At 39.5% G+C, this 23,266-nt stretch carries 18 protein-coding genes and 2 pseudogenes; 8 read left to right on the top strand and 12 right to left on the bottom strand.

All coding sequences use genetic code 11. The annotated features are described in order from the left end of the window. Window positions 1-90: 90 nt before the first annotated feature. The 3 genes from EGC80_RS07765 to EGC80_RS07755 all read right to left on the bottom strand — a co-directional run bounded on the left by EGC80_RS07765 (window position 91) and on the right by EGC80_RS07755 (window position 2,522). Window positions 91-1,029, bottom strand: a complete 939-nt coding sequence (locus EGC80_RS07765) for an SPFH domain-containing protein (RefSeq protein WP_124012512.1) — start codon at window positions 1,027-1,029, stop codon at window positions 91-93. Next, window positions 1,029-1,958: an SPFH domain-containing protein gene (locus tag EGC80_RS07760; protein WP_124012513.1), complete on the bottom strand. Its 930-nt coding sequence runs from the start codon at window positions 1,956-1,958 to the stop codon at window positions 1,029-1,031. Before EGC80_RS07760 ends, EGC80_RS07765 begins: the two co-directional genes overlap by 1 nt. A gap of 102 nt (window positions 1,959-2,060) precedes the next feature. After that, on the bottom strand, window positions 2,061-2,522 hold the full coding sequence (locus EGC80_RS07755) for an NfeD family protein (protein WP_124012514.1): 462 nt from the start codon (window positions 2,520-2,522) through the stop codon (window positions 2,061-2,063). A 472-nt stretch (window positions 2,523-2,994) separates the two neighbouring features. Here EGC80_RS07755 and EGC80_RS07750 point away from each other — a divergent pair, with 472 nt between their 5' ends. Further along, window positions 2,995-3,747, top strand: coding sequence for an outer membrane protein OmpK (locus tag EGC80_RS07750; protein ID WP_101034023.1), 753 nt, complete (start codon window positions 2,995-2,997; stop codon window positions 3,745-3,747). A gap of 126 nt (window positions 3,748-3,873) precedes the next feature. Here EGC80_RS07750 and udp read toward each other — a convergent pair whose 3' ends face one another. After that, window positions 3,874-4,632 (bottom strand): uridine phosphorylase, encoded by a 759-nt coding sequence (udp, locus tag EGC80_RS07745; RefSeq protein WP_101034022.1) that lies wholly within the window; start codon window positions 4,630-4,632, stop codon window positions 3,874-3,876. A gap of 744 nt (window positions 4,633-5,376) precedes the next feature. After that, window positions 5,377-6,552 carry a type III PLP-dependent enzyme gene (locus EGC80_RS07740; RefSeq protein ID WP_124012515.1) on the bottom strand — a complete coding sequence of 392 codons (1,176 nt, stop codon included), beginning with the start codon at window positions 6,550-6,552 and terminating at the stop codon, window positions 5,377-5,379. Between the two features lie 358 nt (window positions 6,553-6,910). Between EGC80_RS07740 and EGC80_RS07735 the strand changes: the two genes are divergently transcribed. Continuing rightward, the gene (locus EGC80_RS07735) at window positions 6,911-7,744 is read left to right on the top strand and encodes a mechanosensitive ion channel family protein (RefSeq protein ID WP_124012516.1); all 834 of its coding nucleotides are present in this window, start codon (window positions 6,911-6,913) and stop codon (window positions 7,742-7,744) included. A gap of 422 nt (window positions 7,745-8,166) precedes the next feature. Here the strand turns inward: EGC80_RS07735 and EGC80_RS07730 are convergent, their stop codons facing one another. Beyond that, window positions 8,167-9,141: a nucleoside hydrolase gene (locus EGC80_RS07730; protein WP_124012517.1), complete on the bottom strand. Its 975-nt coding sequence runs from the start codon at window positions 9,139-9,141 to the stop codon at window positions 8,167-8,169. A 274-nt stretch (window positions 9,142-9,415) separates the two neighbouring features. On the opposite strand from EGC80_RS07730, the pseudogene EGC80_RS07725 reads away from it, so the two are divergent. Further along, window positions 9,416-9,520 (top strand): annotated as a pseudogene (locus EGC80_RS07725) (helix-turn-helix transcriptional regulator); the annotation flags it as partial. An 82-nt stretch (window positions 9,521-9,602) separates the two neighbouring features. Here EGC80_RS07725 and EGC80_RS07720 read toward each other — a convergent pair. Both EGC80_RS07720 and EGC80_RS07715 read right to left on the bottom strand, forming a co-directional pair. Then, on the bottom strand, window positions 9,603-10,376 hold the full coding sequence (locus tag EGC80_RS07720; protein WP_124012688.1) for a radical SAM protein: 774 nt from the start codon (window positions 10,374-10,376) through the stop codon (window positions 9,603-9,605). Between the two features lie 1,062 nt (window positions 10,377-11,438). Beyond that, window positions 11,439-14,204 (bottom strand): AAA family ATPase, encoded by a 2,766-nt coding sequence (locus EGC80_RS07715; RefSeq protein WP_124012518.1) that lies wholly within the window; start codon window positions 14,202-14,204, stop codon window positions 11,439-11,441. A 460-nt stretch (window positions 14,205-14,664) separates the two neighbouring features. Here EGC80_RS07715 and EGC80_RS07710 point away from each other — a divergent pair, with 460 nt between their 5' ends. Further along, window positions 14,665-16,932 carry an nSTAND3 domain-containing NTPase gene (locus EGC80_RS07710; protein ID WP_124012519.1) on the top strand — a complete coding sequence of 756 codons (2,268 nt, stop codon included), beginning with the start codon at window positions 14,665-14,667 and terminating at the stop codon, window positions 16,930-16,932. Between the two features lie 377 nt (window positions 16,933-17,309). Here the strand turns inward: EGC80_RS07710 and EGC80_RS07705 are convergent, their stop codons facing one another. Beyond that, entirely contained in the window at window positions 17,310-18,683 is a 1,374-nt protein-coding gene (locus tag EGC80_RS07705; RefSeq protein WP_124012520.1) for a DEAD/DEAH box helicase, read from the bottom strand. Continuing rightward, window positions 18,677-19,204: a hypothetical protein gene (locus EGC80_RS07700; RefSeq protein WP_124693467.1), complete on the bottom strand. Its 528-nt coding sequence runs from the start codon at window positions 19,202-19,204 to the stop codon at window positions 18,677-18,679. Before EGC80_RS07700 ends, EGC80_RS07705 begins: the two co-directional genes overlap by 7 nt. Window positions 19,205-19,303: 99 nt before the next feature. Here EGC80_RS07700 and EGC80_RS07695 point away from each other — a divergent pair, with 99 nt between their 5' ends. From EGC80_RS07695 to EGC80_RS07680, 4 genes and pseudogenes are all read left to right on the top strand, one after another. Further along, a complete protein-coding gene (locus EGC80_RS07695; RefSeq protein ID WP_233768649.1) occupies window positions 19,304-19,606 on the top strand; it encodes a helix-turn-helix domain-containing protein in 303 nt (100 codons plus the stop codon). A gap of 17 nt (window positions 19,607-19,623) precedes the next feature. Then, window positions 19,624-19,956 (top strand): hypothetical protein, encoded by a 333-nt coding sequence (locus EGC80_RS07690; protein WP_124012523.1) that lies wholly within the window; start codon window positions 19,624-19,626, stop codon window positions 19,954-19,956. Window positions 19,957-20,074: 118 nt separating this feature from the next. Continuing rightward, a complete protein-coding gene (locus EGC80_RS07685) occupies window positions 20,075-21,031 on the top strand; it encodes an IS1595 family transposase (protein WP_124012524.1) in 957 nt (318 codons plus the stop codon). Window positions 21,032-21,094: 63 nt separating this feature from the next. Next, window positions 21,095-21,280: pseudogene (locus EGC80_RS07680) on the top strand (S24 family peptidase); the annotation flags it as partial. A gap of 43 nt (window positions 21,281-21,323) precedes the next feature. On the opposite strand, the gene EGC80_RS07675 reads toward EGC80_RS07680, so the two are convergent. Then, window positions 21,324-22,820, bottom strand: a complete 1,497-nt coding sequence (locus EGC80_RS07675; protein ID WP_124012525.1) for a hypothetical protein — start codon at window positions 22,818-22,820, stop codon at window positions 21,324-21,326. Further along, entirely contained in the window at window positions 22,821-23,150 is a 330-nt protein-coding gene (locus EGC80_RS07670) for a hypothetical protein (RefSeq protein WP_124012526.1), read from the bottom strand. Between the last annotated feature and the right edge of the window lie 116 nt (window positions 23,151-23,266).

The raw sequence follows: 23,266 nt of genomic DNA, 5'->3' as shown, positions 1-23,266 counted from the left end.
TAATTTAGTTCAACCCTGAGTTAAACCCTTTTATGATAAATGCTAAGTGGATCGAAATAATCATCGATCCACTTTGACGATATATCAATATTAAGGTTTATCTTCTTTTAAACCAATACTTTCCATCCAGTACTCAAAATTTACTAAATTACCAGGTAACACAACACGGCTATCAGGTTTACTTAAGCCATCAAGTTGTTTCATATATTGCTCACCGAGTTGCATACGCAATGCACTTTGACCACCTTCAGATGAAATAACCACCGCTAATCGTTCTATTGACTCGGATGTTGCTTTGGCTAAGGTCAGAATTTCTTGAGCTTTACCTTCTGCCTCATTAATGCGCCGCTGCATTTCACCTTCTGAGCGGTTAATGGTTTCCGCCATAACACCTTCTGAGCGATTAATTTTGCTCTGCTTATCACCTTCACTTTTGGCTAATAATGCCCGGCGTTCACGCTCGGCATTCACCTGCATTTCCATGGCATTTTTAACCGTTTCAGGTGGGGTAATATTTTTAATCTCATAGCGGTGCACTCGAATGCCCCACATAGAGCCTGCTTCATCGAGTACTTCAACCACTTTGGCAGAAATCACATCACGCTCTTCAAAAGTGCGATCTAAATCTAAGGTACCAATCACAGAACGTGTGGTGGTTTGAGCTAGCTGAATGGCAGCATAACGGTAATCGGTAATCCCATAACTGGCTTTAACGGGATCGATAACCGAAATATAGATGACCCCGTCCACTTCCACATTCACTTCATCACTGGAGAAACATTCTTGCGGCGGTACATCAATGGTCTCTTCCTTTAAATCGTGGATGTAAGCCACTTTATCAAAGAAGGGGATCAGTGCATGAAAGCCTGCATCTAAAGTACTGTGATATTTCCCTAGACGTTCAACAATATAAGCCGATTTTGTCGGTACAAGACAGATAGACTTAAATAATTTCAGCACAAAAATAGCAAAAATAACACCCCAAATTGCCATTACAATAAGATCAGTATCAATTCCGTTAATCGACATTAGCGCGCTCCTTTGGCTGATGAATTTGATACCGCATGAGTCACTTGCTCCATACCTTCAAAAAAGCCTTCTAACTTGGCCATTTCTGCAGGAACAACCGACACTTGAGCCTCAGAGAGGATCTTACCGACTTGGCCAATAAACTGCTCTTTAAGCAACATATTCATCGCATCATTACCGCCATTCACCGTTAAGGCTTTACAGATCATTTCCATGGCTTCAGCCTTAGCGGTAGCAATAATCGAGATTTCTTGACCTGTACCTAAAGCTTCATTAATGCGCTTCTGTTTTTGGCCTTCCGATAAATTAATCGCTTCTTGACGTTCGCCTTGCGACATATTGATCATTGCCGCTTTTTCAGCATTGGCTAAGGTGATCTCTGCACGCTTTCGACGCTCTGCTTCCATTTGTTTTTCAAGGGTGTGAATAACCTTCTGCGAAGGTGAGATATTTTTAATCTCATAGCGTAATACTTTGATCCCCCAAGGATCAGAGGCTTTATCAATCTCACGCACAATTGATTCGTTTAAACTGTCACGTTCTGAAAACGTTTGTGACAAGGTCAGCTTACCAATTTCTGAACGCATGGTTGTTTGCGCTAAGTTAACCGCCGCGCGGCGATAGTTTTCAATACCATAGCTAGCCAGCTTCCCGTCCATCACTTTAAGATAGACTAAACCGTCGACTTCCAATTGGGTATTATCTTTTGAAATACAACTTTGGGGTGGAACATCAAGCACTTCTTCACGTGTGTCGTGTCGATAAGCGACGCGATCGACAAAAGGAATAAGAAAATGAAACCCCGGGTTGAGCACGCTACGAAACTTACCTAAACGCTCAATCACATGAACTTCACGCATTGGTACAATTAACATGAGTTTGAACAAAATAAACATTACGAATAAAAAAACGATTGTTAACACAAACATATCTACTTCCTTTTAATCTGACTTTCCTAGATAACGCTTAACAGTCATCACGACACAATAATCTAAATTTATAACATTAACATTTTAGATAACAATAAATAGCTATACCGGATCAATGATAGGTTCAACAACAAACGCAATATTTTCCCGACAAATGATCCTTACTTGGGTACCCTCTTTTATCACAGTACCATCTCCTAAAGCCGTCCACTCAGAACCCAAGCAGCTAATTCGACCTGTCTGTTGGCCTGGGCCAATGTCTTGCTTCACGATAGCGACTTGATTGTAGAGATCCACTTCTTCATCGGTATTATCCACATGAGAATCTCCCCCCACCAAACGTTGAGTCACATGACGAAAACTCAGCAACAGCACCATCGAGGCCATAAACCATAGTGTCATGCTTTGCACCAAGCCATCGATAATACCAACAGCCAGTGCTGATGCGACGATAACGCATGCCGCACCTAATAAGATAACAATGCCACCCGGAATAATGATTTCTGATAGCATCAATAACAGTCCAAGTACTAGCCAGACTGCGATTGGATTGGCAATCTCCATATTCTCCCCCATAAAATGACAATGTCTGTAGATTGACTATAACAGCTTTATTTATTAATGCGACATATTATGTCAAACAAGTCAGCTAATATAAACGTGATAAACGATTCATCAATTTACCTTTTCCTCGAAAATGAGCTGCCGCTAACAAGGTCAGTATTTCTGCTGAGTCACACCTTATTTATAACGACTATACGATTGATATAACATAACAGCACAAACTAATAGTCATTATGTGTAACATCAAATTAACAGTATGAATACCTGTCACATGATTATATCGATGATGAAAACAATGAAATCGTCACATTCTTGCCAGTTTTAATTGTGCTTTATCAAAATATTGAATATATTGCGCCCCATTGTGCACGATCGGGAATAATAGATCATAAAATTACCCTCGGTCGATCTAAAACTTACTCTTAAACTGTCAAAACTGGTGTATCTGGCCAGCTAACTAACCGGAAGAAAAATGAAAAAACTCTGCCTTTTAGCCACACTCGTACTCTCACAAAATGTTTTTGCTGACGATTTAGTCCAATGGTGGGATGCTAGCGCTACTGTCCTGCATGGCGAAAACTATGACTTAGCCCCATCAGAAAGACAAACAACCATTACCCTAGAGACTGCCGGTGGCTGGAAGTATGGTGATTGGTTTATGTTTCAAGATTTTATTAACTTTAACGGTAATAATAACGGGGTTGATAGCACGACTTATGGCGAAATTTCACCTCGTTTTAGTGCTAGCAAAATATTGGGTCAGCCCGTTAGCTTTGGTGCGATAAAAGATGTCTCTTTAGCATTAACTTACGAAGAAGGTGAAGGCCCAGTTAACAGCATGCTTTATGGTATCGGTTTAGACTTTGACGTGCCATTTTTTAGCTACTTACAATTGAACACTTACCGTCGAGATGCAATAAGCAGTGGTAACATCAGTGATGGCTGGCAGTTCACTCCGGTATTTAGAATAGACATGCCTATTGGTAATGCTAATATTATCTTTGATGGCTTTATTGATTGGGTATTTTCTGCCGATAACAACGGCTACGACGAAAACCTGCACATCAACCCGCAAATAAAATATGACTTAGGCAAAACGCTGTTTGGTGATCACAAACAAAACAAGCTATTAGTGGGTTTTGAATATGATTACTGGCAGAGTAAATATGGCGTTGCGGGTATCGACCAAAATACCTACTCAATCATTGCGCAGTATCATTTCTAATCAGCGCGACAATTGATAAAAATAAGCTAACAAAAAAGGTGCCTAGGCACCTTTTTTAATGGTTATTTTTTAACACTAACAGTTTTAACACATCGCTTGTTATAACGCGTGGTTAAAAGCGTTAACTTAAGCTAGCAATTTTTTCGCTGCTGCTACAACAATAGACACTGCACTAACTTCGGTCTTCTTCATTGTCGCTTCATCAGGAATTTCTTGCTCTGTGCGGTTTACGATAACACCCGCAACACAGGCTGCACGCCAACCTTGAGTCGCACACATGGTAAATAGTGTGGCTGATTCCATTTCATAGTTCAGCACACCCATTGATTGCCATTCTTTCATTGAACCAACAAAACGCTGAGTAATACGACCAGACACAGTATCGTAACGCTCTTGGCCAGGATAGAAGGTGTCAGAAGATGCAGTAATACCTACGTGTGGCTCCACGCCAGCATCACGACATGCTGCAACCATTGCAGTAGTACAATCAAAGTTAGCTGCTGCAGGGAATTCTAGCGGTGCAAAATGCAGACTAGCACCATCTAAACGCACTGATGCTTGAGTCACAATCACATCACCCACATGCACATTTGGTTGAATAGAACCCGTGGTACCGACGCGCAAGAAAGTTGTCACACCCAATTGAGCCAATTCTTCAACCGCAATAGACGTTGATGGTCCGCCTATACCTGTTGAACAAACAACCACAGCTTTGCCATCAATATAAGCTAAATAGCTGGTATATTCACGATGACTTGCTAAGAACGTTGCGTTGTCCATTAATTCGGCAATACGCTTAACACGTTCTGGATCACCAGGAACGATTGCTAAGGTAGCACCATCTAACATTTTTTTAGTTAATCCTAAATGAAATACATCGGACATTGTGAAAACCCCTTTCAGTTTTGAATATTAAATTCTTATAACCCAGACTGTAACCTAGTATTTAGGGGGATAAGGTTAACTTGATCACATATATATTCATAATAGTTAATATTCTTTCGTTAAATTATTACTAATATATGTCCAAATCCCGCCAAATTCATAAATAACACATTGGTTTCATCATAGTTGAAGGCCGACAAAAACAACAAATTATTTATCTAATACGAAAACCATTAACGTGATTTACATCAAGTTAACCTCACAAAAATGGTTTCAGGCTGAAGGTAAGCATAATCACTGAGCATAAAGTTAATCAGTATTCGATTCAACAAACAGGTCTCATTTTTTAAAATGTATTGATTCACAACTAGAACTCATTTCTACTGAAATAGCATGGCGTAAATGCAGATTGAAATGATGCTATTGATCGGTTCAATATGAGGTCGCAATCCTCTAACTAACGTTAAGAAGTCACTTATGTTTGCAAAGTTGCGAGATTTGATGAGCAAGTTACTGAACGAGAGACACACAGTAGCAGTGATACAGAAACCGAGTTAAAACTAAGAAAATTGATGGCAACTGATGGAAATTGAAGCAAACTGACAGATTCCATCTTAAATAACAGATAGTTGAGATTTAAAGCACCATCAACAACAAAGCTAAATTTAGCCACAAATAGAAATAAAGGACGCTAGCGCGTCCTTTGAGCCTGTCAATAATGTTGTCGTCAAACTAATCCATTAGTTAAAGGTAATAGTCTTTGAGTGGTGGAAAACCATTAAAACATACTGCTGAATATGTTGTAGTGTAAGCACCCGCAGTTAACCAATACATGCGATCACCAATAGCAAGATCAACGGGTAAGCCGTAACTGTACTGCTCATACATAATATCGGCGCTGTCACAAGTTGGCCCTGCAATCACACACTTATCTAACTCACCTTTACGATCAGTATAAATTGGAAACTTAATCGCTTCATCCATGGTTTCAATTAAACCAGAGAACTTACCCACATCAGTAAATACCCAGCGCTCTAATGCCGTGTGCGACTTACGTGAAATCAACACCACTTCTGATATGAGTACACCGGCATTTGAAATCAATGAACGACCAGGTTCTAGAATAATTTCGGGTAATTCATCACCAAAATCTTCTTCTAAAAAATGCTTAATCTGCTGTGCATAAACACCTAACTCATTGGTTTTATCAATATAGTTTGCAGGAAAACCACCGCCTAAATTGATCATCTTTAGCACGATACCGTGTTCTTCTTTTAAACGGTCGTAAATGCTTTTCACTTTGCCGATGGCTGAGTCCCACGCACCGATATCACGTTGTTGCGAACCTACATGGAAAGAAATGCCATGGGGTTGTAAGCCTAACTCTTTTGCCAATACCAATAAGTCGTAAGCCATTTCATTCTGGCAACCAAACTTACGTGACAAAGGCCAATCTGCCGTGTGTGTGCCTTCGGTTAAAATACGCAAGTACACTTTTGAACCTGGAGCTTCTTCTGCAATCATGCGTAAATCGGCTTCAGAATCTGAAGCAAACATGCGCACGCCTTGCTGATAGAAAGATCGCACATCGACACGTTTTTTAATGGTGTTGCCGTAGCTAACACGATCAGTCGAAACGCCAATCGAGGTCACCATTTCAAGCTCGTAAATGGATGCGATATCAAAATTTGCGCCTTTATCGCGCAACAAGGTTAAAATCTCTTTGGCCGGATTTGCCTTAACCGCATAATAAATAGTGGCGAAAGGAAAATTGTTAACCATATCATCGTATTGTTTCGCAACGATTTGGGTGTCAATAACTACAAATGGCGTTGGCTTATCTTTGGCAAATGCCTCAATGCGGTCAAACGTGTCCTTGTCATAATAATCTGCAACATCAATCGATTGAAATTGGCTCATTAGGCCGGTGCCTCCTGTTAGTTGGGCGGTAAAAGTGTCATTAAGCGTCGGTGTAAACATGCGCAGTAAACGATATTTTCAACTAATACGCAACGAATTTTTATGCAAAAAGTGTACTTTTTTATTCTTGAAGGAATATCAATAACATTCAACACATCACCCGCTTAATGACCCAGGTTATTGAGTTGTTTCTCCGCTTGAAAAGTATAGACATTACCGAAAAAAATGCGCGATAAATGACAGAAAATACTTTCACTTTAACGACACTTAACTGTAGGCTAAGATTTAGCCCTAAGTGTGAAAAGTGGTTGTCATCCAAGTTGATAACGACTCAATACGTTTCAATAAGGAACATAGAATGAACGAACCCAGTTTAGATCAAGAGCTCCAACAACTTCAAAATGTTTATAGTGTCATCACTGAGTTTGTTATTGAATACAGCTTTCAAATCGCTGGGGCGATTATCATTTTCTTATTGGGACTTTGGGTTGCAAACAAAGCTGCCAATATTGTCGCCGCGCAACTGAAAAAACATCATATTGATATCACCCTAAGTAACTTTGCCTCCAACTTGGTCAAAATCATTATTATTGTGATGGTCGCCGTGATCTGTTTGGGTAAACTGGGGATTAGCGTAACACCAATGGTGGCTGCGATAGGTGCTGCTTCACTGGGTGCGGGCTTGGCATTGCAAGGTATGCTTTCTAATTATGCCGCCGGCATTACCATTATTGTCACCCGCCCTTTTGTGGTAGGAAATACGATTGAAATTAAAGATGTCAGCGGCGTAGTAGAAATCATTAAATTGGGCCAAACCATTTTAAGCAATGAAGAAGGTGAGCAGATCAGCATCCCGAACAAACATATTGTCGGGGAGATTTTACATAATTCATTCGCTTACAAACTGGTTGAAAACAAGTTTAATATTGATTACCAAGCTGATGCCGATCATGTGATCCAATTAATTAACCATGTACTTGCCACTGCTCCTGCTATTTATAAAGACAAAAAACCGTTGGTCGGTATCAATGGGTTTAATCCTATTGGCATGGAGGTTGGCGTGCGTTATTGGGTGCCAACAAAAAGCTACTATGAACAAAAGTACCAAACTAATTTAGCCATCATTAAAGCGTTAACAGCAGCCAATATCACTATCCCTTGCCCAGTAAAGGAAATTCATTTACAGCACTAGTATTTACCGCACTAGGATTTATAGCACTAGGATTTATAGCACTAACAGTGAAGGCCACTATAGCGGCCTCCCATGGTGGCCAGCACAAATAACAAAGCCACTTCAACATGCTCGTTTCAGAGCTCCCATAGGATAATGGAACAAGGCAGTGATTGAAGATAAGAGAGCGTCGCTTCGCGACTGATAGGTTCTAGGAACTCGCAAGCTCGCCAGAGGGCGGTGCTTCGCCCCTTCTAGGTGCTAGGTTTTAGGCACCTAGGATCTAGAAGCGTAGCGTCCTCGAAGACCGCAGGTCGTCCTAGCAGCCGCAGGCGCTCTATTCCTAAAATCTAGCATACCTAAGGTCGCTCTAGCAGCTGTAGGCAGCCTCGTTATTATCTGAATTCGGGTTACGATTCATATAGGTTAATCAGCCAGATGGATTATTTCAAACTTGTTGCATAATCGATAATACTGCGACGGTATAATTCCAATAATGCGATATTGTTGACCGCGACACCGACCTTTTGTGGTGCCTTATCCATCCATTCATCGTGTGGATAAACACGGCTATCCAACTTCTGAATGGTCATCCCTTCGGCAACACCATCGGTAACGACCCGTATTGGTCCTTCTCTTAGGGTGAACAGCTCGGGATTGATCACATAGGCAATAGCCGATGGATCATGCACATGGCAAGCCTCTAGACCCACTTTTTCACTATAAAACCTCAAGTAGAACCGGCTAATGTCCCAGATAAACTGCCCTACTTCACCAGCATCATCGCGCAATTGATCAAGATACTCACGGGTGAAGAAGCTTTGCTCGGTCACATCTAAACCAATCACTACCACAGGCCAAGAGGCAGTGATCACGATATCCGCAGCATGGGGATCATCATGAATATTTGCTTCGGCAAACGGAGTCACATTACCGTGGTGATTATTCTCACCAAAGGCGCCGCCCATAATAACGACCTCTTTAACTAAATCAACAATGCTGGGATCGGCTTGAAGTGCTAGTGCAAGGTTAGTTAACGGACCGATGGCCACCAAGGTAATTTCTCCTGGTTCTGCCTTAATGGTATCGATAATGTATTGATAGGCAGGACGAGGGTCTGCTTGGCCCTCAATATTTTCAGGTACTTTTACATCTCCCAAACCACCTTCACCATGAACCACCACAGTTGGACCTACCGGAGGTCGAATAATGGGCTGACTCGCACCAGTAACGACATCGGCTTGTAATTGATATTTCTGCTTAATATATAGCGCGTTACGGGTCGCGTTTTCGATGGTTGCATTACCATAAACCGTGGTGATGGCCTTAAGTTCAATATCTGGATGTGCTTGGGCAAACAAAATAGCAAATACATCATCAATACCGGGATCTGTGTCTAATATAATTTTAGTTTTCATGGGGAGCACTGTCCTGCTTTATTTAGTGAATCGATACACTATAAGGTGTTACTGAATATCCTGCGATGATACTCACAGGCCCTTCAATGCATATCAACAAGATATTCGAAGATGATTAGCGACTGCAACAAACAAACTGTTACAGGGTCCTGAGACTCATTAAAGCCCTTGGCACTATACAAAAATAGTGCCGTAAGAAGTGTGATTGCTCGTCAAACTTTTACCTGTAAGTGAACTTAATGGTTCACTTACAGGTGTGCAACCGGCTATGACAAATGCGACCGAAACAGGTAAGTTTGCTCCTAGTTTGCCATTAGCCTTTAAAGCAGCGCGATTGTTTAAGTTACCCATTGAAAATATTTTTGAAGACGAGCAATAGCCAAGGCTGTCACTAAGCGGAAAAACACTGGCCAGTTAATTCACCTATTCGATTAAACTGGCTAATATTATTGTAAACGCCGCTACAAGCCCCGTTGCCATTCTTGTCGCAACGGGATCATTCCGTGTAATGCCTGCTCGATTTGGGTGACTAATGCAGACTTATCTTTACCTAAAATACCTTTAAGCACTAGGTAGTTCGAGGCGTGATCAGAACGAAAAATCGTTTTATCCAGCTTAAGGTGACTTAATAAGGTGTGCATCTCTAACAGTAAACCGCTTTGATCTGGCAATACAAACTGACCATCAAATACCTCATCCATTCGCTCTGTTCCCAGCGGTAATGTCACCACCAGTGTCGATAAATAGTCGGGTTGAGCAGCATTCATTAATTCAGCCGATGCAATCGCGTGTTGACGAGATAATTGCACCCCACCTAAGCCCATTAAAATCATTACTGATGATTTGATGCCTGCTTGGTTAATTTTCTGCAGCGCAGCTATGGATGAGGCAAACGTTTCGCCTTTATTAATTCGTTTTAGCACTTCGTCATCACCACTTTCACAGCCAATATACAAAATGGATAAGCCCATTTCCCGTAATTCGGATAATTGCTCGACCGTTTTATTATTAAGGTTTCGCGGTAAACAATAGCTGCTAATCCGGGTCACTCGAGGTAGATGAGTATTAATGAGTTCGCAAATGGCTTTTAAACGATTAAACGGTAACGTCATCGCATCACCGTCAGCAAAAAAGACCCGACTAAATGGATAACCAGATGCGGCTGCCGTAAGTATATCCAGTTCAATTCTATCGAGCTTTTGTGCTCGAAACTGTTTTTGAGGTTGGGTATACATGTCCACAAGTATAACCCCTAAAAGCATACTAAAATGACAACATAGTGAGTGAGTAATACTTTAACCTTTAATTACAGTAACTAATGAAAAAAAAAATAGTATACAATATAGTACACAAATAAACACAGCATACTATTCACCATAAATTTATTTTAGAATCGCCTCCAGCTAAATACAAAAAAGGACAAAAGAAGTTGAATTACTCTGATTTGTATCACTATCCTGGCACATGGGGGACTCCATAGAACTTTTACTGTGGTTATTAGGAGGAACGTCTTGCACGATTCTGGTTCCGTCCAGTATGTTACTGGGCTTAGTCGGTTATTGTCATCAGAGTAATCAATACAGAACCTTTCACGCTCGTAATGAAATTTCACGACCTCTTGAACTTCAATTGAACGAAGCAGATGTATCAATTGGTCAGTTCCTTATACTTGGTGATAGGAGAGACTAGATTACAGATATGATTTCCGAGTTTAGGGACTCGATAGCTGAGAGACCTTAACTGGTTGAGAGCCTAATTTGTTTGTTTATCTTCGATTGTCAGTGATTACTCAATGGAAACAATTGTTGGTTACTTGCAACTCGTCATATCTACTCAGCTAGGTGCAAAGACATACTTTATAGCCAGTGATAATGAAGCAAACATAGTTGGGTTCGACTTGTTTAGTCAAAATATCTCTCTTGGAGACTATTTTGTGATGCCTCAAATTAGTATGTCAATGCCAAGCGCAACGGGTTGGTAATTTAACAAAGCAATCAAGGTGGTGCGTTACACTCGGCGGTTTTGATATGTAGTTCAATGTGCTTGGTTGGTTAAACGTGGCACACCTTATTGCGGATGTTACCGTATACCCAATAGCTATACTTTTCTAATGCTAATACTCATTTCTAGATTTTTAACTCTAACCAATAACTGCACCATTGCGCATTAGAGATTTTACTCATGAGCATCTTGCTCATTGGCTTTTACCCTACAAAAAGTTATCTATTCTCCTAATACTATTAGCTAGCCCCCCGTGATACATCACAGGGTCTATTCAACCAAGTATTCTGGTACAGCTAAACTTGTTCTAAGATTTTGTTCAGCAACCTTAACTCGCGATTGGCTTGCTCAAGGCGGTCTCTGCAATTTTGAACAAGCTCCTGATCAGCATTATCTACAAACCCTTGACTTGCTAATTGACGGGAAGTTTGTTCCCTGATTCTTTCATGTTCTGCTTTTTCATTGTTCAACTTCTCGATAGTTTTCTCTTGATTTAACTGCGCCTCCAATACCCATAACTTCTCATAGATAGTCTGAACTTCTAAGCTAGTCGTTGCATGAGAAAAGTTATAGTTATACTCATCAAATGCATGGTGTTCTTGATTCTGACCACCCCAGTTTATTAGATCGTTTTTCAGGTAGTTAAAAGTGTCGACATTACCGTTCAATGATTTTGCAAACTCGCTGTAAGTTGCCTCTAAGCTAATTTCCAACCAATTGTCTTTTTTTAGTTGTCTGCTAGAAAATATTGTCGTTATTTTAATTTCATTTCTGACGCAATACTCATTTATCATAGTCTCAAACCAAATTCGCGAGTAGACCAGTGCTTGACGTATGTCGTATACCTCAAGCGCTTCTTTAACCTTTTGAGAGTAATTCACACCGAAGTTTTGTATTACTATCCCCTTTGATGTCGATTTCAATATTTGACTTGAAAATGTGTCCGCATCAGTTGCTCTTTTATGTCTGTTAGAAATTTTTTCCCAGAACATTCTGTCATGCGTTGTAATTATTCTTTGAACTTTTTTTAGATAAACATCATCACTAAACATATCAATAATGTTTGACCTATGTTCAGTATCAATTGCATTGACGACATCATCGAAAACAATCACTGGATGACAGTTTTTCTTTGCTACAGATAAGAGCAAGGCAAGTCCTAGCCCTCTGAGGTGCCCTTCACTTAATACACAAAACGCGTCATCTTCACGACCATCTCGCATCTTAAGAATAATTCTATATGTACCGCCTTTTTGCTGAAATTTGACTTCCGACACTAGTTCATTCGGGTTGTCATGCTTATTGATTTGGTTGTAATAGCTCAGTGTTGATAGTTCTATTCCATTTATATTTTCAGATTCTACTCCTCGCTTGTATTCATTAAGTTTTGAAAATAATTTCTTGTAACTATCTTCAAGCGGCTTTGCAAAGTCGTTAAACTCCTCGTCAAGCAGTATTTGGCTAGAATGAGTTTTACTTTGTTTAAGAAGACGAACTATTTCTTTGTGTGTTTCCAGTAATATCTCAGATTTTGCCTCTATATTTGTCTCAAAAACGGTAGCAGATTTGAGTTTTTTCTCGATATGATCAATTTTAGCGTTAAGAGATTCGAGGCGTTTAGTTTGATTTGCTACTCTCTTGTTTCTGGCTCTAATATCATCATTCAGTTTTTCAATTTCAGTTGAGAATCCGTATAGTGCTGATAGCTGTTTTAAATACTCCACTGGAATAGATGTGTCTGACGATAAAATATTGTTAATAGTTGAAACCAAGCCTTCCGTTAGAGTATGTCGGTGTAGCTTTAGGCACGCTTGTATATAAGCAAAGGAAACAGCTATTCGTTCTTTTAATTGATGCTCTATCTTTTCGCTGGTTATGGATACTTGCTCTAAGAACTCCAGCTTCGGTAACTCGTCTTCAACTACTTTTTGCGGATGTTTTCGAACATCTTTAATAGGGGTTTCACAAGTTGGGCAGTTTTCGATTTCAGACATATCACCGAAGTTTTTAATAGCCTGATACAAATCTTTGTAGTTAACTTTACTAGCATAAGTTGCTAAGACTTTTCTTTTACTTGCTAACAAATCAATTAACCAAGTAATTGAATCGATATATTTAGCCAAGGAGTCTAGCCGAACCTCTTCACTAGCAACGTCAAATTTCTGGGTACTTAACATTAGGTGTTTTTTCAACCTATCGAAGTAATTCTTCCTTATTACTATATGAGCATGTTCATATTTTTCTAGCCCAAATAGTTCCGCTAAGAGCTGCTGTTTTTGCTGGATTTCATCTATCTTTGTTTTTCTCAAGCGCCTTTTATCAGCGAGTTGTTGGGTTACCGCTTCATAACTATCTTGGCCAGAAGTTCTAACAAACTCAACGGCTTTGAATGAAGCTGGCTTAACCATTCCATTTATAATGCCGTCAATCTCTTCAAGCTCAAACAATGTGGCCAGAACATCCGCCTGTCTGACGTTCGTATCCTTCGAACCCAATAGTGAGAATTCTTGTAGTCTGTTTCTATCAATAAAGCAGCTATTCCAAAAGGGGGATTGGGAGACTGTTCCATTAACCAATTTGCAGATAATACTTGGTGACCCACCATTCTTTATGTAGCTTTTTAACGGTGTATTTCTTCGACTGGCTTCTTTTACATTATTAGTAAGGCTATATTCTATAGCCTCACATAATGATGTTTTGCCTCCACCGTTTGGTGCAAAAAAAACATTAACACCCTTGCTAAATGGGATTAACGTTCCTTCGTCATTGTCGTTAAGTGAAGAAAACCCTCTAAAGTTTTTGACTTGTATTGATTTCAAAGGTGACAGGACTAAATTGGAGCCGTTACGTGCTAAAGCCATGTTTTGGTCTACAATTTGTCTGTACTTTTCTACATTCCTTTTCACTCTTCTCTTTATTTTATCTATGTTACCAAGCTCCGAAAAAATCTCTTTTGTCAGCTTTTTTTCTTTTTGCATTTTAATAAGGGACAATAGATATAGATAAGAGACATCATTATCTAGAATCTGACTTTTTAGAAAATTATTTAAATGGTAACTCATGAGAGGAACACCTGTGCAACTGGTTGTAAATAAATGCTATCATTGATACTAACTACATGTTACCCATAGTTTTATTCTTAAACAATTAGATTGATCTATGTAGTTGTTAGAGTGTGTTGAAAAAAGCGAACTTAATGATCGGCTTCTTTCTCCTTGATATTACCAAATAGAAGGATTTAACGGCTTTCCATATCTTTAGTTATCCACGAACTTCTAATTTAGGAAAGTAATTGATACATTTGTGCCCAAAGGCATGTCAGTCGAATAATGAAGTGGGAGTGAAGTGAGGAAACCCTGGAGACTTTATTATTTACAACAATGAGTTAGTGTTGTTATTGTAGAGGTAAATAAAGATTATTCAAAAACATTGAAGAGCAGCTGTTCAATAAGCGATTAAGCCTCTACAGAGCTGTAAGGGATATCTAACCTTACTATTTATTAGCACTGATTTGGATCTAGCATGTACGACTTACACCTACTTGGATGGAATAGTTTCCAGCAGCTTTGCCTTACCATAACCCGTGAAGTGCTGGGACAAACGGTGCAATCCTTTTTAGATACAAACGACGCAGGCCGGGATGGAGCTTTTTCTGGTAGCTGGACCCCTTCTACAGGTGAACATCTTAGCGGAGAATTTGTGATTCAGTGCAAGTTTACGAAAAGACCCTCTTTTTCTCTCACAAAGTCCGGCATAACTGATGAAATCTCCAAATTGCGTAAGCTTGTAGCCGGCGGTTTTTGCGATGTCTATATTTTAATGACGAATGCTGGAGTGTCTGCTAAGCAAGAATCGTTAATCAAATCAGAGCTACTTGGTGCAGGAGCGAAGCACGTTCTGATATTAGGGTCTACATGGATAGAGGATCAAATCAAAGAAAGCACACGACTTCGGGTACTCGTACCTCGTATATATGGTCTAGGAGACCTCAGCCAGATTCTGGACGAACGAGTCTACGCTCAGGCGCGTGCGGTTCTGGAGTCGATAAAGGAAGACTTAGCTAAAGTTGTCGTTACGGACTCCTACCGAAAGGCTGTTGATGCTCTTGATGATCATGGGTTTGTATTACTCATCGGCGAACCTGCTGCGGGGAAAACGACCATTGCATCGATGTTGGCAATGGCGGCCGCTGACAAGTGGGGGGCTTCTGTACTAAAACTAGCCGATCCGGGAAAGGTCGTAGAGCATTGGAACGCGAACGATCCCACGCAATTTTTCTGGATTGATGACGCATTTGGCGTGACTCAGTATGAGTCACCTTTGGTGCACGGCTGGAATCATTCTCTGGTGCAGATCAAGGCAATGTTGCGCCAAGGAGTAAAGATAGTAATGACTTCAAGAGATTATATTTACAATCGTGCTCGCAATGATCTCAAGGAAAGCACATTTCCGCTTATCAACGAAAGTCAGGTAGTGATCGATGTTCACGACCTTTCTGACCTAGAAAGACAGCAAATTCTTTACAACCATTTGAAGCTGGGAAGACAATCAGCTACCTTTTTTTCTTCGATAAAACCATATCTTGAATACATTGCCGCACATTCGCGCTTCATTCCCGAAACTGCGCGTCGCATCGCAGAACCTTTATTTACTAAAAAACTCTATTTGAATGAATATTATTTGAATGAATTTATAGAAAAGCGCGAACAGCTTCTTCTTGACGTAATCCAAGGCCTAGATGTTAATGACAAAGCTGCGCTCGGTTTGATCTACATGAGAAAAGGCCATCTAGAAAGCCCTATTACACTTCAGAATTCTGAGCCTCAGGCATTGGAACGGCTCGGCAGCACGTTAGCGGGTTGTATCACAGCACTAACCGCTCTCAACGGTAGTCTTGTAACGCACATACTGACTGATGACCAGCCTGTGTGGCATTTTAAACACCCGACGATTGGAGATGCATACGCGACGATTTTAGCCCAAAGTTCTGACTTACTAGGCATTTTCTTAAGTGGAAGTTCAACTGAAAACTTATTATCACAGGTAACATGCGGAAGCGTTGGCATTGAAAAGGCAGTCATTGTTCCTAAGTCTTTATTCTCGATGATGATAGACCGACTGAGTGATTTCTCGGTTAGTGATAAATATAAGGTGCAATATCTGTCGTTGTGGAGCGCAAGAAGGAGTCTTGACCGATTCCTTGCAACCCGTTGCTCGAAAGAATTCTTGGTTATGTATCTCATGCAAGATTTGCAAATCTTACAACGTATATCTGAACCGAGCGTAAGTCTAAGCTTTTCTCCTGAAGTAAACCTTGTCGTATGTTTGCATAAATTTGGACTTTTTCCTGAAAATAATCGTAGGCAATTTATTGAGACAGTAAAGAAATATGCCATTCAGGGTGAAGATTTATACGCCTTAGACGACTCCGCTATTAGAAGCGTTTTTACTGATTGTGAATTTGACGATTTTGTGGAGATTGTTCGATGCGATCTACTACCGATTATTCCAAATATACGGATCAACCTCCAGAACAGTTATGATTCTTCTAGGGAAGCTGATGAGCACATGGAACCTTTGCTCGAATCGCTTAACATACTTAGGTATCGATTCAGCGAAAGTGAAGATACTGTCGCGTTAATTGAATACGAACTAGAGCTCGCTAATGAGTGGGTTACTGAATCTGATCCTCCAGCACCCACCGTTAGCCCACGCTCCTTTGGGACCGTAGTACCCTCAGAAGAAAAGCGGAGTGCAAGAAGTATTTTTGATGATATAGACGATAATTAGCGAGTATAATTTATTACCTAGTAGTCTTTTTTCTGGTTCTTATAGAGTTACATGCACTTTTTAGGTGTGTATATTCGTGCTTTTTTAAATTTTCACTCCAAGCTTTTTATTTGCTGTAATCCGGATTATTACTTAATTTAAGCCGAACTTAGTAATACTTATTGTAATGTGAACAGCAAGTATTAGAGTTTCATTTCTAGCTTTTTTATGTCCATTTCTGAGTTTGATAACTGACACGTATATGACCCATTGTGCGTTAGCAAAGTGGCAAGTTTTTTAGTTTCCAGTTCTATATTAGAAGCGTTAGGGGCCTCATTTTTAGGGCTTCTAGTTTAAAGTTGATACCTTGTTGGTAGAGCTGCCAAAAGTAACAACACTTACAAGCCAATCAGATAACTCGAAAGAATCTGAGATTTAAACGAAGATAATATCAACTCATCAACTCGGTTTTTGTTGTCAAGTTGATGATTGCTCGTATCCGAAGAATTAAAATCAAGCTCTGTGTTAGTGTTATTATTTTTAGACGATGAAGGTTTTTTCTGCAAATCACTTTTGGTTGAATTATCGATACTATCAATTAAATGTGCTGACTTTTGATAGGTATACGTTCCTGGTACTGCTTCATCTAATCGTTTCGCATATTCAACCAATTTTGGCTCAGCTAGCATGAACATATAAGCAAAGTTACTTTGGCTTTGTGTTACACGAAGTATCCTTCCTAAAATCTGTCGAAAGTAGAGTTCGGTAGTGACATCAGTAAGATTGCAGCAAACTTGTAGTCTAGGTATATCGGTTCCTTCACTTATCATCGCGATGCTGATAATCCATTCGGATTGATTATTTTTAAAGTAATCAATCAATTCTGGAGAGTCATCGAACCTGCAAGACACTAGAGTTGATTCTTTGTTGAAATGGCCCGATAAAATCGATTGGATTTGAAAAGCATGTAGGTATGAAGAAGCTACAATCAAGCCTCCAGCATTGGGAGAACTGCCCCTAAGGTTATCTAGCTGCTCAATACTTTTAGACAATAAATGTTTAATTACCTCTGGATGTTTAATGATTGCTTGATAGCTAACACCTTCATCTTCTAGAAGGTGTTGTAAACTATTGTATGTGTAAATTTGATGATTCTTCTTCACTACAACATGTTCAAGGTCAATTGCTGTGATTTGCGGCATCCGACAGACATTGTCCTTAATCGCTTCCACAATATCATATGAGAAGTCACATAAAATATTACCTTCTGGGTCTGTATATTTTGCAAAAGGTATCGGAAGTGTATCAGTTCGCCAGGGGGTGCCTGTTAACGATAATGTATAAGTCGCTAAGTTTTGGATCGTTGCGAGTAATTGCATTCCCCACACATTTGATGGTGAATCACCATCTCCAGCACAATGATGTATCTCATCGAAAATTACCAATACTCTGCTATTACTTAAATCGCTAATTAATTCGGTTGTGTTGATTAAGGAGTGGTAAGTTTTTGACATTCCTAACGCACCTAAACGGCCATTAAATTTTCGATTCAATACATGTTCAAACGTTTGTTCAATGCTCTGACAAACGATACGAGATGGTGAGAAGCAGACAATATAATCAATTTTATTATCGTCGATGAGTGATTTCGCTATATGCGCGGCAGCTATTGTCTTGCCTGCACCTGGACAGGCAAGCATAAGATACCCCGCCTGATGAGTATATGTTTCTGTCGCGTGTTTGATACAGCGATTTTGCCAATCTCTTAACATGTCATGTTACCCTCAATTTCTGACACCTTGATAATTTTTTTGATAGCGTTAAGGCGGCCATAAAACTCAGAAGCACTGTCTCTGGTTTTATTAAGCAAAGATAATATGGCTCTATTATTTTGAGGGAACTTGACTAAATAATCTTGGTAAGCTTGAATTTCACTCAATACTAGCTTTAATTCTGCATTCGTTTTAATTTCTTCATTATGTAACTCATTCAGTTGTTTTTTTTCAAAAGAAGCTGAATCTTTAACTTCCACATGATTGAAATTATGCAGTATCGCCATCAAAGAGGCCGTTATGAGATAAGTTCTCGCCCTATGGGTTCCAGTTGCTTGGATTAAGTTTTCTTTTGTTAAGGTATGAATATTTCTCGCAACAAAGCGCTGTGCCTGAATGTTCGTGAACTCAAATTCATTTTTAGCCAATTCAATAAGTTGTTTACGACTAGTAGTATTTCCGTCAGTTTTTTGTAGTAATACTTTGAATTTCTGGTTCAGATAAATGGTTTCTTTGGTCATGTTTCGGTCTCAAAATAAAAAACTTAGGATTGCTAAGTATACAGAAATAAGTAAAACTTAGACAATCTAAGCATGAGAGATTTTGATGATGAATATAAATTGCATAACAGTCCTATACCGGAGCGGCTTAAACTGGCCCGAAAGAAAGTGGGTATTTCGCAGAAAGAATTGGGTGTAAGAATTGGTATGGATGAAAGTTCAGCCAGTGGCAGAATGAACCACTATGAAAAGGGTAGGCATGTACCCGACATTCAAACGCTCAAAAAAATGGCTAATGAATTGAGAGTGCCATTAAATTACTTTTTCTGTGAGGATGACCAAAGCGCCGAATTGGCTGTACTTATTGCTTTATTAAGCGATGAAGAGAAGAAATCGTTAATAGCAACACTTAACAACACTTAATAATTCTAGAGTATAATATGCAAAAAGATCTTGTTAGGTGTGAGCGCTATCCGGATAGAACTTTTTTTTCGTTCGTAAACCTATTTAATGGCATTCGAACCCCTGTCAATATGGTGTTTATGCCTGATGATACGGTTATCGTGGTGGTTGGAGGTGCTCAATATAGATGCAAATCAGATTTAGTTATAGTGCTAACTGATTTAACTTCTGTTGAGTGTAAAAAACTTGATGACTTAACATATTCAATCAAAGCAGATCAGTTAAGCTTCTATATTCCATACATTGTTTATACGCAACTCGTCTCATATTCCGAGTTTTGTCGACAAGAAGTAACCAGCCACACAGATTAAAGACTACACGTTATGCTTTTTTGTTTGCTCTAAACTTGCTTCTTCTTGGTTTACTGTTAAAATTACTGTATGTAAACAAGGGCTATCCATTTAGCGCCACCAGTGTCAATATGTAGTGATGAAAACTTCATCGTATTTATTAAAAGCTGGTGTAGATTACCCTACAAGTTGGGGCGAATTTGTTGATTGGTTTCATGATGAACAATCCTGCATTAGCTACCTTTACAAATTTCGTTGGCCAAACGGATTCATTTGCCCAAGCTGTTTAAGCCATCAACCACCTTATCAGTTAAGTAATGGCAAGTTAAAATGTCATGCTTGCGGTTCTCAGTGTTCAGTAACATCAAGTACACTTTTTGACAAAACAAGAACCCCCATGAAAAGTTGGTTTGCTGCCGTCTGGTTTATTACAAATCAAAAAAATGGTGTCAGCGCTCTTGGAGTTAAAAGGTTATTAGGTCTTGGGAGTTATCAAACCGCTTGGTCATTAATGCACAAGTTAAGACATGCCATGGTTGATCCTGAAAGGGATAAACTGTCCGGCATCGTAGAGGTTGACGAAACACTAATAGGTGGCGTCGTTCCCCAATCATCTATTAAAAATCTACAGGGTAAGCGTAAGGCTGTAGTTTTGGTCGCTGTTGAGCTGCTATCACCCTCTGGATTTGGCCGGATACGTTTAAGGCAAGTGGAAAGTGCAACCAAAGAACATATCCATCAATTCATTCAAGATGTAATTGAACCTGGTAGTACAATTTGTAGTGATGGCTCTCAAGCATACAAACAAATAGACAAGAAAGGATATAAGCATAACCGAATAGTGCATTTAGGTTCATCTGTACCTGCACATGAAACAATGCCTGGGGTACATCGAGTCTCATCATTATGTAAAAGATGGCTTTTAGGTACCTATCAAGGCGCGGTAAAGGCTAAGCAACTTGATTATTATTTAGATGAGTTTACATTTCGCTTCAATAGAAGAAAGTCAGATTCTCGGGGATTATTATTCTACAGGTTGCTTGAACAAGCAGTGCATTCTAAGCCGATAACGTACCAATCAATTAAAAATCGATAACCACAATATATAGTGGTTGGTTGCGCTAAATGGATAGCCCTTATGTAAACACAGTAATTTTATATGCGTGTAATACCTATACCTGCCCAAGCCGGAATTACGGGCTTTGAAAGTCCTGCTGAGGAATACTGTCAGCTCGCGATGAGCTTAGATGAACTATTAGTTGAACACCCAAGTTCAACTTTTCTCGGGATTGCCCAAGGAGAATCGATGCAAGATGTCGGTATTTTTGATGGCGATATGGTATTACGCACTATAACCCCATTAAATTCGATAATCGGATGAATCAGGACTAGCTAGATAGTCCTATTTCAGGTTTATTCAGGTTATAGCCCAAGTAATAAGCAAACTTAAAGTAAACTACCTCAAACTGCTCAGCGCCTACTGTTCCTCTAGATTGTAAGAGATTAACCAGAAAATCATCCACCTGGTGTTCATACTTCACCAAGGCACAAAAACTCTCTTTAGATTCAGCTCCACCTCCGTCTAAAAGTAACTGCAAAGAATATTTGTAACGATAAATCCAATACTGAACTAACGCTTCAGGAAATTCATTCCAATCTGGAAAACTCCCACTTTTTAGATAAATTGCCACTGCTCTTTTCAAAATTGAAGTTACTGCTGTAGGGTAACCTTTATCCCCAACCACCTTTGATGAAATCTTCACTCCATAACGTTCATCATGCACTATCAGGGCCTTGATTATCTGACGATTAAATGATGGCAACAAAGAATCTCCCAACATCTCATATCCAAGCATTTTGACAATAAAGTCAGCTTTGATATCCAGCTCAGGCTTTTTTTTGAAAGAGGGATCACCTAGAAGAACTGGCAACACATCTTCATCTTCAAATGTCGAAAACGTCTTACCGATCCAAGAAACCAAGTTCATAGGAGTCGCTAACACTTGGTTATAGACTAAGCGATTCGAATTGTTTCGCGCACCTAGCTCTTGGCAGGTTAAGACAACTAACAACGCCTCATCCAAACTATCTTCAGCTAAAGAACCTTTTCCCTCAAGTGAGCGGTCTATCAATTCAAGTGCTATTGGTATATTTTCAGGGTGATATTCCGCGTTTATAAATTCATGTGAATAAAATACTTCCACCTCAGATTTCACCAACTTTGCCATTTGATCTCCTACAAGCCTGAAATCCGTGATGAGAGAGCGAAGTTGCCACCTTCTACTTTTAGGCATCCTAAATGTCAAACTTTCATGAAGCTCTGCCAATAAAGCTACATTTTCTTTACCTTGTTCGGTAAAAATAGGAAAGGCTGAGCGATATTCGAACGTTGAAAAGTTGCCATTTTTTGCTCCAGACTTTAAAAAATTAAAAAGTTGAGGTCTATTTAACCGACACAATCGATAAAATAGGCACAACACCTTATAAGCTATATTTCTATCACGTTCTAAATAGATTTTAAAATCCACCCCTAATAAATCTGACAGTTCAGATTTAATACGTCTTAATAGGTCTTCAACATCCTCCCCACCATAAGTGGTATAAAGGTAGTTACAAAAAACCTCTTCTTTCTTACATGGAATAAGATCCGGGTGCCCTATTTCATAACCAGATTTGTATATTTTCCGTCGTTGCTCATCGGTAAGATAAGAGTGATAAATAGTATAAAGCGGATAGCATTTTTCAGGAAGCATCCGCCCTCCGTCAACGGTTCTCGCCAAAAGGTGATTCGGACTAGTCATAAACTCTGTTAACCCGTCTTCATCAAGAGAGCACGCTCTGTTTGCCAAAAGTGATTCAACAACTAAATCAATCATTTTATCCATTCAGAAAGGCTCACCACAAAGTTTACTACCAACTTGAATTTGATCTTTAATCAAAGAGTTTGCTACCGAAGACGTAATGGGGGGTTTAGTTTTACAGTCTGAGTACAAGGCTACAAATGCTCTTACGTGCTCCACAGAGTAATTAAAGTTTTTACTTGAACTATCAGTCAATTGCGATGCAATTGTTCGTTCACTAACTCCAGCGTCGTACATTGCAACAACTCTTGATACAGTATGGCCAGAGCGAGACGTTGGGGAGCTGACTTTATCAATAAGATCGCCCACAGTACCTGCCACTTCATCAACAACCTTGCTAACATTTTTATTCATAGTGATTCCCATATATCCAATATTAAGAGGCTAATCCCTCACGAATAAATAATGACCTGTTTATCAAACATTGATAAGGGGAGAATTTTCCAAATTTATACAAGCTAAACAGGAGC

Origin of the sequence: Shewanella psychromarinicola, assembly GCF_003855155.1 — a bacterium.
Taxonomy (GTDB): Bacteria; Pseudomonadota; Gammaproteobacteria; order Enterobacterales; family Shewanellaceae; genus Shewanella; species Shewanella psychromarinicola.
The sequence above is the reverse complement of the archived record's forward strand: the minus strand, read 5'-3'. Positions and strand labels throughout refer to the sequence as shown.